The sequence below is a fragment of the Spiroplasma endosymbiont of Dioctria linearis genome, assembly GCF_964030865.1.
GTDB lineage: Bacteria > Bacillota_I > Bacilli_A > Mycoplasmatales > Mycoplasmataceae > Spiroplasma_A.
On the sequence record NZ_OZ034984.1, the window covers coordinates 750,282 to 762,926 of the forward strand.

Below are 12,645 nucleotides of genomic sequence, written 5' to 3' on the forward strand. Positions count from 1 at the left end.
TAAAACTTGCTATTTGCAAGTCTTTTAAATTTTGTTCTTATTATTTAGCTACTGCTTCTTTTAATTGTTTAGCTACTTTAAATTTTGTTACTGTTGTTGCAGCAATTTGGATTTTCGCTCCAGTTGCTGGGTTAACACCTTCACGTGCAGCTCTTTCAGCAGTAACAAATTTACCAAATCCTGCTATTGCAACTTCATCTTTATTAACTAGAGCATTTACAATTTCATCAAATACGAAGTTAATTATTTTTTCAGCATCAGCTTTTGTATTACCAAATTCTACTGAAACTTTTTCTGATAATTCTTTTTTTGTCATGGCTATACACCCCTATCTCTATACTACCTTAGCATGTTGGAAAAAGTCATTTACTAACGCACTAGGCTTATGATTATTGTATAGTATTTTATATAGTATTTCAAACATTGGCACTTTAATTTTATATTTCTGGCTGATCTCATAAGCTAACTTACAAGATAAAACTCCTTCAACAGTATTCTTATGAGAAATTAAAACAGTCTTTGCATCATCTTTTTGAGCGATTTGAACTCCCAATGAAAAGTTTCTTGATTTTAATGATGAAGCAGTTAGGATCAAATCACCAAGTGTTGCAAAATTCATAAATGTTTCTATTTTAGCTCCAAATTGTTTTGCTATAGTATATATTTCTGCATTTCCTATTGTAATTAATGATGCTTTTGAATTATCTGCTGCTGAAAAACCATGCAGCAATCCCGCAGCAATAGCAACACTATTTTTTAATGCTGCAGCAACTTCACACCCAACTACATCCGTTGTGGGTTTCACAATAAAGTATTCATTAGAAAATAAATTTGCTATATATATAGCAGTTTTTTCATCTTCATTGCAACTCATGACACAAGTTGGTTTTCTCATAATTACTTCAATTGCAACAGAAGGTCCATAAATTGCACCATAAGATTTCATAACATCTTTGCCTTGAAATCTTTTTTTAATTTTTTTACTTAATAAATCAAGATTTTCTTCATCTAAACCTTTGGCTACATTTATTATATGCATTTCACGCTTTCCAAATTTTATTACATTTTCAATTGCATTATCTAAAGCAAAAGTTGGTACACTTAAAATTACAATATTTGCTTTTTCCATGGCTGCTGCAAAATCTGTTGTTGCCTTTATATTTGAATTAATTAGTAAGTCCTGAAAGAATTTAGAGTTCAAATGATTATTATTAATATCTTCAACTTGAGTTTCTTCAATTCCATACATAATTACATCATGACCATTGTCTGCTAAAACATTAGCTAAAACTGTTCCATAAGCTCCAGTCCCTATTATTGCTATTTTTTCTTTTTGCATATTTTTATTTCCTTTCTCTAAAAATTATAGTTATTGGTACGCCACTAAAATCAAATTGTGAACGAATTTGATTTTCCAAAAATCTTTTATATGAAAAGTGAACAAATTCAGGATTATTCACGAATAAAACAAATGTTGGTAAGTATGCTTCTACTTGAGAAGCATAGAATATTTTCAATCTACCTCCATTATGATTTGGAGCGGGATTAATTAATTGAGCCTTATTGAAAACTTCATTTAATAAACTTGTTCTAATTCTTTTTTTAATATTTTTTTGAACTAAATCAACAATATCAAATATCTTATGTATTCTTTTATTTTCTTTTGCCGAAATAAATAAAACCTTTGCATAATTTAAATACTTAAAATAAGCCTTAATTTCTTCTTCTTTTCTTTTCATAGTATTGGTTTCTTTATCTTGAACTAAGTCTCATTTGTTACCAATAATTATTATAGGTTTATTTTCTTCAAAAGCAAAACCTCCAATATTTGTATCATGATCTTTAATATTTTCACTTGAGTCTAAAATTAATAAAACAATATCTGACTTATTAATCGTACTTATTGATCTTAAGTAACTATATTTTTCAAGATTTTCATAAATCTTACCTTTTTTTCTCATACCAGCAGTGTCTATAATTGTATAACTATTTCCATTATATTTTATTTTACTATCCACTGCATCAACTGTTGTTCCGGCAATTTCAGAAACTATCATTCTATCTTCACCAACTAATGAATTCACTAAACTTGATTTACCAACATTGGGTCTTCCAACAATTGCTAGTTTAAGTTCATCACTTTCTTGACTTTCATCAAACTTTGGAAAACTTTCAATTATTTTATCCAGCAAATCTCCTATTCCAATACCGTGAGTAGAAGATATCATAAAGGGTTCACCAAAACCTAAAGTCATAAAAGTAAAGGACTCATCAAATTGATCCTTTTTATCATATTTATTGACAGCAAGAATTACAGGTTTATGAGTCTTATAAAGTATCTTAGCAACTGCTTCATCTTCTTGAGTTATTCCATCTTTATAATTAATTGCAAAAACAATAACATCTGCTTCTTTAATTGCAATTTCTGCTTGCATTCTTATTTCTTTTGAAAATGGACTATCTTGTAAAGTTATTCCACCCGTGTCAACTACAATAAAAGGTAAAGTTAGTCATTCAGCTTTACCATACATTCTATCTCTAGTGACTCCAGGTTTGTCTTCAACAATAGCCTTTTTTTCTCTGATTATTCTATTAAAAAGTGTAGATTTACCAACATTGGGTCTTCCAACAACTGCTACAATTCCTTTTCTTGCCATAAACTACACCTCCTTAAAAAGTAATTACTATTTAAGTTTTTCTATTTTGTTTAAAATTAATCTAATTACTTTATTTATATTTAATTTACTTGTATCTAAATATCAAGCATCAGGGGCTATTTTAAGTGCCCCCATTTCTCTTTTTTTATCATAATCATCTCTTTGTTGAATTTGTCTTAAAATATCTTCATAAACATTTGGCTTTATTTTTCTTCTTTTATTTTGATTAAATCTTCTCTCTGCTCTTGATTCAACTGAACAATCAAAATATATTTTTAATTCTGCTTCTGGAAGAACAACCGTAGTAATATCTCTTCCAATTACAATATTGTTTTTATTTTGAGTCATTTTTCTTTGAGCTAAAACCATAAACTCTCTAACCTTATTATTTTTTGCTACATATTTAATATTTTCTGCCACTTCATAGTCAAAAATACTTTTTCCATATTCTATATTATTTACTAATATAGACTTTTCATTTATATATTCAAAATTAAAGCTTTTAATCTGTTTTTCAATTTCAGCATCCTTTAAAAAATCAACTTCATTATCTAAACAAAATTTAGTAAAAGCTCTATACATAACTCCAGTATCTATAAAATTCATTTTCAACTTAACAGCTATTCTTTTCATAACTGAACTTTTACCAGAACCTGCTGTACCGTCTACTGCGATATTAATATATTTCAATTGCTTTTATCCTCCTATTACAAATATTGGAATTATTATTGCTAAAAACATTAATACTACTAAAACAATTAAAATTGGTAAAACTCATTTAAATCGATATTTTCTTTCTTGTAATTTTCAGGTTTTCAAAACTTTATTTAAACCCTTTTCATTTTTTTCACTAACCTCTATTATCATTTGTTGAGTACTTCTATTATCTTTACTTCTTACTTGTTGAACAGTTGTCATTGAAATATCTTGTGGATTAGTTTTTAATCAAGCTTGCTTTTCTTTTAACTTATCAATATTTCTTTGAAAATTTTTATCGTTTGCTTGTAAGCTATTATACAAATTAATATACTTATCATTTCTTAGGTTAAGTGAACCTTCATCTTCTTCAACTTCACTAATAAAATTTTTATTAACTTGATTTAAACCAATTTTTTTAAGTTCTGATATTTCTAATTTCATTTCATATTTTAAATCTTCAGGAAATAAACTTGATGACTTGTCTCTATCTAGATAAGGTTTTTCAAATTCATGTTTTGCATCAAAAATTGATAACTTTTCCTTAAAAAAATCTAAATCTATCATTTTCAATTTTTCAAAAGTTGAATGTATTACTGATTTTTCATCTTGTATATTTTTTTTATAAGCAATTTCCTTTTTCACTTTTTCATGAATTGGCTTATTACGTTCCATTCTTGTTAGGTTCATTTTTTTCACCCCATTAACTTATATATTATAAATTAAATATGGAAATAATTGAAATTATTGTTATTATATTAAAGAAAAGGAGATGGTTTTTATGAAGAAAACTTGAATTGATAAATCAATGTGTATAGGATGTATGGCATGTGTGCAAATTGATGAAACTGAGACTCTTTTCATGGATGAAGATGGTTTTGCTGAAGCAAACGATAATGATCTAGAATTAGTTGAATGCCAAATGGTATGTCCTACAGGTGCAGTTAAAATTGGTGATGAATAAAAAAAGTTCTCAAAAGAGAATTTTTTTTATTCATTTATTTATTAATATTTTATAATAATAACTTATTTAATAAAACTCACTCATTAATAGTCTATTAAATTTATTTATTACAACTATAAAATAATTAGCCTTTTGGACAGTCTAATATCTTTTCTTTCTTTTTTTTTTTTTTTTGATAATGCGAAATTATAATTTCTTGTAATTTCAAAATTATTATATCATAGTTAAAAAAATATTATAATTTTTAATTATAATATAGAATTTTTTCCACTATAAGTTAAATAAAAAAATCCTAATATTAGGATTTTTTTATTAATAACTTATTTCTTCTTTTACTGTTCTTAATTGATTAAATACTTCTGATTGATATTTTTTTGTTCCATTAATAACAGCCAATAATGGTTGTTCTCCAACTTTTGTTGGTAATTGTAAAGTATCTCCAACATATTTTGCAATACCATTAATTAATGCTGTTCCACCACATAAAACTATTCCATTTCTGAAGATATCTCCAGCTAATTCTGGAGGTGTCATTTCAAGAACTTGAACTACTAATTCAATAATTCTTGACAAAGGAACTTTTAATACTTCTCTTAATTCTTCTGGTGTAATTTCAATTTCTCTTGGTAATCCTGAAACAACATCACGTCCATAAACTTTCATTGATTTTTCATCAATAAATTTTGCAAGTGAACCAATATTAATTTTGATTATCTCTGCTGTTTTAATTCCAATTTCCATTCCATATTGTGCTCTTATGAATTTTAGAATTTCTTCATTTAAATAGTTACCTGCTATTTTAATAGATTTTGAAATAACTATATCTCCAGATGAAATAACTGCAACGTCAGTTGTTCCACCACCCATGTCAACAACAAGTCTTCCTGTAGGAGCATTAATATTTACTCCCCCACCTAAAGCAGCCATTTTTACTTCTTCTTCAATAAATACTTCTCCAGCACCTAAACTAATTGCAATTTTTTTAAGTGCAGTTTTTTCTAATTGTGTAATTGCTGAAGGACAAGCTAATAACATTACACAATTTTTAAGAGTTTTTTCTAATCTAAGTCTTGCAAAAATATAATTTAATTGAGCTTGAGTAGCTTTGATATCAGTAATAACACCATCAACCATTGGTCTAACAATTCTTAGGTTTTTATTTCCTTTACCAATCATTTTGTATGCTTCTGCTCCAACTGCTACAATTTTATTTTCCTTAATTTTGTAAGCTACTATTGAAGGTTCATTATAAACTATTCCGTTTCCCTCAATATAAACTAATGTATACGCTGTTCCTAAGTCCATAGAAACAAATACTGGTTTTTTTCCTGCCATTTTTTTTATTTACCTCACTATTTTCAACTTTCATATACATTTTATCAAAGAAAAAGCCAAAAACTCAAAAAATTTATTTTTACTTGTAAAAGTGATTAATTTTTTTAACTTGAGGTTCTATTACTGCAAATAATGTATAGCAAATTGAAAATCTAACTAATTCTATTGCTGAAATAACACCTATAAAGATTCCTAAATTTTCTTTTATACTTGTTCATTCTCCTGAATGTGCCTCGTGATATGAGGTAATCATTCCTGTTGAAAAATGATTATGAGTATGACCGTGATCACTATTTGTTGTAATGTATAACATTAAAAATACTAATAGTGTGTAAATTATTGTTATTACAGGTACATAAATAACTATTGGTGTTCATTTTTTAAATCTATCCACGCTTTTAATTGGATGCTTATGAATACTTGAATTTCTAAAAATAAAGTAATAGACAAATCACATCAATCAAATTGATGCAAAATAGCCAAAACTATCAATTACTAAAGTTAATGGATTGTGAGCATCTATTAAGTGAATAAATGGCACTATAAATGCTATTATTCCAGAAAAGATTGGTCCTAGTGCTGCAAGTGATAATGTTATAACTAAAATATCTAATATTCTAAATGGAATTGCCACACCATATAATGGTATTTTGTCTAATAATTGCTCATATAACATTTCAAATGCTGATAATGCTACAGCTAATGCTAAGAAAACTCCTGTCAGAGTTATTTTAAATGTTAAATTTCTACGACTTGTAAATAAGCTACTTTTCCAATGAAAATCAGTATCATTTATATCATCGTGGTTACCTAGAGAATCAAAGTGGTGTTCATCATGATAATGGTCTTTTTTACCCTCTTTTACATCATCATGATCTGGTATTTCATGTTTTTTATCTTCCATATTTTTTTCTCCTTTTATTGTTCAAAAATATTATATACTAAATTATAAAAATTATAATTAAAAATTATAATTTTTATAATTTTTACTTTTTTTATTTGTTGTTTATAATAATATTGTGTGTATTTTCGGGGCAAGGTGTGATTCCTTACCGATGGTAATAGTCCATGAACTTGTAAAAGAGTTGATTCAGTGAAATTCTGAAACCGACGGTAAAGTCCGGATGAGAGAAAATACCATAACATTTTTATAAACTTTTTAGTTTATAGTTTTGTTGTATACTAAGCGCCCTTTTCTTTTTTATAATGGTAAGGGTTTTTTATTTCAAAGGAGTTAAAATGGAAAATACTTATAATTTCTGAGGTCATAAATATGATTTTGCAGAAATAAATAGATACAACTGAAGAATGGTACTAAAAGATAATTTTGTTCTAGACATAAAAAGAATATCTTTATTGGCTATGCTTTTTGCAATTGAAATACTTTTTACTATTATAAGTAAATACACTATTGGAGGTTTAGCAATAGCAGAAGCTTTTACAATAGAAATATCTTTAATTGGAATTTTATTTATATATCTAACCACAAATGTTTTCTACGCTGCCATATTTAATATTGCAGCAAATTCACTTAGAATGGTTTTACCTCTTCCAAGTAATTACATTGGTGTCCTAGCAATGACTATCTCTGATTTAACATTTATAATATCTTTTGCAGTTATATTTTTTTTATTAAAGAAAATTATACTATTTAAAATTAAAAGAGAGAATCAACTGAAATGATATCTATTATTGATCACTATATCAGGAACTTTAGCGATTATGATATCTGCATTTGTTTCTCTTATTTGTAATCAGCATTTTATTTTTGAATGATATGACATTTTATATCCTGGTATTGTTCCTGAAAGGAACAGTTATGGATGAAATATTTTGTTATGAACAGGGTTTGGAGTTTCAATTGCCAAGTTAGCAGTTAATCTGATTATTTTTTTATTAACTACTAAATTACTTGTTAAACTTATCAATAAACATTTATTTTAGAAAGTATTGCTATACTTGAAATAATTTAATATAAAATAATTTATAAAGGAGAACTTAACGATGGAAAAAAATGTAATTAAAATGATTGTTGAAATACCAAAAGGTAGCTCAAATAAATATGAATATGACATTAATACTAATGAAATTAGTTTAGACAGAGTTTTATACGGAGCTAATTTTTATCCAGGAGAATATGGATTTGTTCCTGAAACTCTTGATTGAGATGGAGACCCATTAGATGTTATAAGTCTTGCAACATACCCTACACTTCCTGGGGTTGGAGTTAATGTTAGAATCTTAGGATCAATCAAAATGATTGATGCAGGTGAAATTGACACTAAACTATTTGGTGTATTTGCAGATGATAGAAGATTTGATTCATATAAAAAAATAGAAGATGTTCCTCAACACTTGAAAGATGAAATTGAAAATTTCTTTTTACAGTATAAAGCATTACAAAAAAAAGAAGTAAAAATTAATGGTTGAGGTTCTATAAAAGAAGCTATGAATGAATTAAAGGAATGTAAGGAAAGATATATTCAATACAAGGATAGATATTCTAAACCTGGTGGTAAAGAAGAAATTATGGCTGAATGAAAACAAAAAGGTTTAGGCCAAGGATAAGAAATAAAAAATGAGATTATAAAGTGAATACAATTTTGGTCACTATATTTATCTCATTTTTTATTTCTTAAAGTAAAGTGAATGGTCCAACAAATTTTAAATTTGAAGTTTTTGAATTAAATCTAAAAACTTTAAAATCTATTTTATTAAATTCTTTTGAATAAATTCTTGCTATAGAAATATCCTTTTTATAACTTTCACATTCATTCTTTACGAATTGAATAATTTCCATTTCATATTTTTCCTCTAAACCATTTTTTAAACTATTTGAAAAAAAGATTAAAGTGACAATAAATAAAAATGAACTAATGGAAATGAACTCAAATATTGGTTTTTCAAAAATAAAAATTAGAAATTTGGAAGGATTTTCTTTAATGATTGATGTCTTATCTAAAAAAGAAAAAACTATTGCAGTAATTAAAGTTGAATAATAAATAGTATATAGAAATAAAGGTATTCACTTAACTATTAACTGAAATTTTTTTATATCTTTATCTTTTTGATAAAGCTTAGTATTAAATCAAATACTTGCTAATATATAATCCAATTCATATCCAACGCTTGGCATTATTCATTTTGGTATTACTATCTGTTTTTTTCTTTTATTTATCATTTGATTAATTCTTGAATAGCTTTCAGTTTCACCATAAATAACATTTAATTCTTCTGCTCTCAAATATACCTTAAATTTAGAGATTATGGAATCAATTTTTGAACTTGAAATATTGCTATCTGCTGTATTTATCTCATGAATTATTATTTTATTCAAACTAAAAGTATTAAAAATTCTTATAGTTATTAGAGAAATTAATGATAATCCTAATGCAATTAAAAGTATCTTATTTAAAGAATCCATAAGTTCACCTTTCTTTAAAATAATTATATAACTTTAAAATACTATCTTTTATATTTATCAAATAAAAATTTAATTTCCGGCTTTAATGAATTTACTTTTTTTACATCATAAATAGAATTAAAGTTTCTAACTATTCCATGGGAAGACATAAAAGCATTTACATAGAATTTACCATTTTTATAGTCTACTGGTTTTAAAGTTCCCCCTGCAGTTAATCCTGCAGCAAAAAAACGAACTTTATGATCATCAATTAAATCTAAATCATGTAATATTGAATCAAAATCAAGATTATATTTTTCCAATCAAGCGCGTTCTTTATTTTGTCTTTCAAATGTTTCTAATTCATTTGGTCAGACTTCTTCATATCTTACAAGCCTTGATTGCATTTTACAGTCAGCTGAAATTGCAAGAGCCGCCATTAAGGACCCCTCCGGTGCTCCTCCAATTCCATAAACAAAGTCAGCTTCTCCATTCACAACATCAATTGCTGCCAATACATCTCCATCTTGGATAAGCCTTACAATTATTCCCATATCATTCATTTTTCTTATAATTTCTTGATGACGTGGTTTATCTAAAATAATACACTTCAGATCTTTTCTTTTAGCATGAATTTGCATTGCTTCAATCGAATAAATTAGTCCCTTGGATAAATTAATGCACTCTTTAAATTCTGTGCTAACAAAGAGTTTTTCCATGTACATTTCAGGAAGTTGTAACATTGTATTTTCTCTTGAAAAAGCAATTGTTGAAATACTTCCAGCATAATTATATGCTGCTGGATGAGTCCCCTCGACAGGATCTACACTAACATCATATGTTAAAACACTAGGATCTTCTAAATCACCAAGTATTTGACCTACAAATAGCATAGGAGCTTCATCTAACTCTCCTTCTCCATTTACTACTTTTAATTTAAATCCCTTCTCATTTTTTAACATTACTTGAAAGGCTTCAACTGCAGCTTGATCTACTAAGTTTTTGTTTTTTTTACCAATATATTTATATGAAGCAATTGCAGCTACTTCAACAGTTCTTAATAAAATAATATCGCGATTCATTTTGAATACCCCTTATATAAATAATTATAACAAAATTATCTGAATCTACTTTTAGCTCTTTTGTATTGTTTATTTCCTTATTAGTCTATAATCTAATTTGTATAAAGGAGATGTATTTATGTCAAAAAAAATAAGAGCACAAGATAATTTCTTTGACTATATGAATAAGGAATGAATTGATAAAACTGAATTACCAAGTGGATATCCATCATGAGGTAGTTTTGAGATGCTACATAAAAAATCAATGGATGATATTAAAGAATTAATTTTGGAATTCAAGTCTAAAAGGTCAGATTTAAAAGGAGATCAAGAAAAAATAACTAATATTTTTGAAAATTACTTAAATGTAAAAAAAAGAAATGAGCAAGGAATCACTCCAATAAAGGAGATTATAGAATTAATTGATTCATTAAATTCAAAGGATAACTTTACTGATTTTCTAATAGAGTCTTTTAAAAGATTTAATATATCATTTTTTCACTCAAAGGGAATAGACTCTGATTTTAAAGATAGTAATAAAAGAGCCTTAATGATTGGTTCAATGGGCTTGGGTATGTCAGATAGAGATTTTTATGATGAGAATCACCCAAGACATAAAGATATTAAAGCTGCTTATAAAATATATTTAGAAGATATTTCAAAAGCTTCAAAATTAGAATTTAAAACAAAAAGCATTTTTAATTTAGTTTATAACTTTGAAAAAGAAATATCTCAAAGTATGTTAAAGCAAGAAGAATTAAGAAGTCCAGAAAATATTTATAATGTTGTTAAAATAAGTGATTTAAATAAGTACTGCCCATTTATTAACTGAGACAACTATTTAAATGAAACAAAATATGGAAAAGCTGAAATATTAATATTAACTGAACCTAAATTTTTAGAAAAACTAAATGATATGCTTAATAAATTTGAATTAGATGAATTAAAGGATTTGTTGAAAATAAAAACTTTAATAGCCTTCTCATCAATATTAAGTTTAGATTTATATCAAATAAATTTTAAATATTCAAGTATCTTTAGTGGTGTTAAAGAAATGAAGCCAGAAATTGATAGAGCTGTTGAATTTACAAATTCAAGATTGGGAGAGTTATTAGGAAAAGAATATGTAAAAAAACACTTTTCCCAAGAATCAAAAGAAGATGTTCTTGGAATTGTAAAGGACTTAATTAAAGTTTACTCAAAAAGAATAAATAATTTAGAATGAATGAGTAAAACTACAAAAGCAAAAGCTATTGATAAATTGAACTCGTTTACAGTAAAAATTGGTTTTCCAGATAAATTTGAAGACTATTCAAAAATTGAAATTAGAAGCTATGAACAAGGTGGGAATTTATTTGAAAACATCAGAAATCTTTCAAAACACTTTATTGAAAAGGAGTTAAATGAAATAAATCTTCCTGTCGATAAAACAAAATGATATATGAATCCTCAAACTGTTAATGCTTATTATAATCCCACTTCAAATGAAATTTGTTTTCCAGCGGGAATATTACAAAAACCATTTTATGATATTAAAGAACCAAAAGCTAAAAACTTAGGTGGTATTGGTGCTGTCATTGGTCATGAAGTAAGTCATGGATTTGATGATGAAGGAAGTAAATTTGATAAAAATGGGAATTTTGAAAATTGATGAACCGAAGAAGATTATAAGCAATATAACTTAAGAACTCAAAAATTGGTTGAGCAATATAATTCATATGAAATTAATGGAACTAATGTTAATGGAAAATTAACATTAGGTGAAAATATCGGAGATCTAAGTGGAGTTGCAGCAGCGCTAGATATTTGTAAGGCTCAATGTAAAGAAGATATAAAACTATTCTTTGAAAATTATGCAACAATTTGAATGAGAAAGTCTACTGATGAATTAAAAAATACTCGTCTTTTAATAGACCCTCACTCACCTGAGGAGTTTAGATGTAATGGAGTTTTAATAAATATTGATGAGTTTCATAGTGCGTATGAAACAAAACCAGAAGACAAAATGTATCTTGAAAAATCAAAAAGAATTAAAATTTGATAAAATAAAAATCAATAGATTAGTATCTATTGATTTTTATTTTTTTAAATTATTCTTTATCAACTGCTGCTTCTTTAATTACCTTTTTATCCTTTAAAACTAATTTTCCAAAAAAATGAGTTTTATCTTCTATAACTAGTTTTCCAAAAAACTTTGAAAAACTAAAAGCATATATAAAGCAAATTATAGAAAAAACAGTATAAGTAACTGTCATCTTAACTAATAACAATTTGGACTTTTCATTTGTATTATCAAATCCATTTAATAATTCTGGGGCTCTTAGACTAATTCCCCATATTATTGATAAAACTATTATTAGTAGAAAAATAAAAATATTAATTGATAGATATATTCAATTTATTTTAGTTTTTTTCTTATTTACTAAAAAAATAGTATATCCAAAAATAAATCAACCTAAAGTTACAATAACAAATAATAAGGACATATAGCCAATAAGCTCTAAAATAATCATATATCACTCAATCATT

Annotated in this window: 14 protein-coding genes and 1 riboswitch; of the genes, 4 read left to right on the top strand and 10 right to left on the bottom strand. The window is 26.3% G+C overall.

The window, feature by feature from the left end:
* Positions 1-40 precede the first annotated feature (40 nt).
* Genes AAHM84_RS03170 through AAHM84_RS03190 form a run of 5 tightly spaced genes read right to left on the bottom strand, consistent with a single transcriptional unit; the run spans position 41 to position 4,043 of the window.
* Positions 41-316 carry an HU family DNA-binding protein gene (locus tag AAHM84_RS03170; protein WP_342258494.1) on the bottom strand — a complete coding sequence of 92 codons (276 nt, stop codon included), beginning with the start codon at positions 314-316 and terminating at the stop codon, positions 41-43.
* A gap of 18 nt (positions 317-334) precedes the next feature.
* Positions 335-1,339, bottom strand: a complete 1,005-nt coding sequence (locus AAHM84_RS03175; RefSeq protein ID WP_339029501.1) for an NAD(P)H-dependent glycerol-3-phosphate dehydrogenase — start codon at positions 1,337-1,339, stop codon at positions 335-337.
* Positions 1,340-1,343: 4 nt separating this feature from the next.
* A complete protein-coding gene (der, locus tag AAHM84_RS03180) occupies positions 1,344-2,657 on the bottom strand; it encodes a ribosome biogenesis GTPase Der (protein WP_342258495.1) in 1,314 nt (437 codons plus the stop codon).
* 27 nt (positions 2,658-2,684) lie between these two features.
* On the bottom strand, positions 2,685-3,347 hold the full coding sequence (gene cmk, locus AAHM84_RS03185) for a (d)CMP kinase (RefSeq protein WP_342258496.1): 663 nt from the start codon (positions 3,345-3,347) through the stop codon (positions 2,685-2,687).
* Between the two features lie 6 nt (positions 3,348-3,353).
* Positions 3,354-4,043, bottom strand: coding sequence for a hypothetical protein (locus AAHM84_RS03190; RefSeq protein ID WP_342258497.1), 690 nt, complete (start codon positions 4,041-4,043; stop codon positions 3,354-3,356).
* A 91-nt stretch (positions 4,044-4,134) separates the two neighbouring features.
* Here AAHM84_RS03190 and AAHM84_RS03195 point away from each other — a divergent pair, with 91 nt between their 5' ends.
* Entirely contained in the window at positions 4,135-4,317 is a 183-nt protein-coding gene (locus AAHM84_RS03195; protein ID WP_342258498.1) for a ferredoxin, read from the top strand.
* A gap of 312 nt (positions 4,318-4,629) precedes the next feature.
* On the opposite strand, the gene AAHM84_RS03200 is transcribed toward AAHM84_RS03195, so the two are convergent.
* Positions 4,630-5,652: a rod shape-determining protein gene (locus AAHM84_RS03200; protein ID WP_342258499.1), complete on the bottom strand. Its 1,023-nt coding sequence runs from the start codon at positions 5,650-5,652 to the stop codon at positions 4,630-4,632.
* Between the two features lie 79 nt (positions 5,653-5,731).
* Positions 5,732-6,556 (bottom strand): ECF transporter S component, encoded by an 825-nt coding sequence (locus AAHM84_RS03205; protein WP_342258500.1) that lies wholly within the window; start codon positions 6,554-6,556, stop codon positions 5,732-5,734.
* Between the two features lie 117 nt (positions 6,557-6,673).
* Positions 6,674-6,792, top strand: a riboswitch (FMN riboswitch).
* Between the two features lie 99 nt (positions 6,793-6,891).
* On the opposite strand from AAHM84_RS03205, the gene AAHM84_RS03210 reads away from it, so the two are divergent.
* A complete protein-coding gene (locus tag AAHM84_RS03210) occupies positions 6,892-7,596 on the top strand; it encodes an ECF transporter S component (protein ID WP_342258501.1) in 705 nt (234 codons plus the stop codon).
* Positions 7,597-7,656: 60 nt separating this feature from the next.
* Positions 7,657-8,220 (top strand): inorganic diphosphatase, encoded by a 564-nt coding sequence (locus AAHM84_RS03215; protein ID WP_342258502.1) that lies wholly within the window; start codon positions 7,657-7,659, stop codon positions 8,218-8,220.
* A gap of 67 nt (positions 8,221-8,287) precedes the next feature.
* Here AAHM84_RS03215 and AAHM84_RS03220 read toward each other — a convergent pair whose 3' ends face one another.
* Both AAHM84_RS03220 and AAHM84_RS03225 read right to left on the bottom strand, forming a co-directional pair.
* A complete protein-coding gene (locus AAHM84_RS03220; protein WP_342258503.1) occupies positions 8,288-9,076 on the bottom strand; it encodes a hypothetical protein in 789 nt (262 codons plus the stop codon).
* A 41-nt stretch (positions 9,077-9,117) separates the two neighbouring features.
* Entirely contained in the window at positions 9,118-10,137 is a 1,020-nt protein-coding gene (locus AAHM84_RS03225; protein ID WP_342258504.1) for a fructose-bisphosphatase class II family protein, read from the bottom strand.
* Between the two features lie 118 nt (positions 10,138-10,255).
* Here AAHM84_RS03225 and AAHM84_RS03230 point away from each other — a divergent pair, with 118 nt between their 5' ends.
* Positions 10,256-12,160 carry a M13 family metallopeptidase gene (locus AAHM84_RS03230; protein ID WP_342258505.1) on the top strand — a complete coding sequence of 635 codons (1,905 nt, stop codon included), beginning with the start codon at positions 10,256-10,258 and terminating at the stop codon, positions 12,158-12,160.
* Between the two features lie 46 nt (positions 12,161-12,206).
* Here the strand turns inward: AAHM84_RS03230 and AAHM84_RS03235 are convergent, their stop codons facing one another.
* Positions 12,207-12,644: a hypothetical protein gene (locus AAHM84_RS03235; RefSeq protein ID WP_342258506.1), complete on the bottom strand. Its 438-nt coding sequence runs from the start codon at positions 12,642-12,644 to the stop codon at positions 12,207-12,209.
* Position 12,645 lies beyond the last annotated feature (1 nt).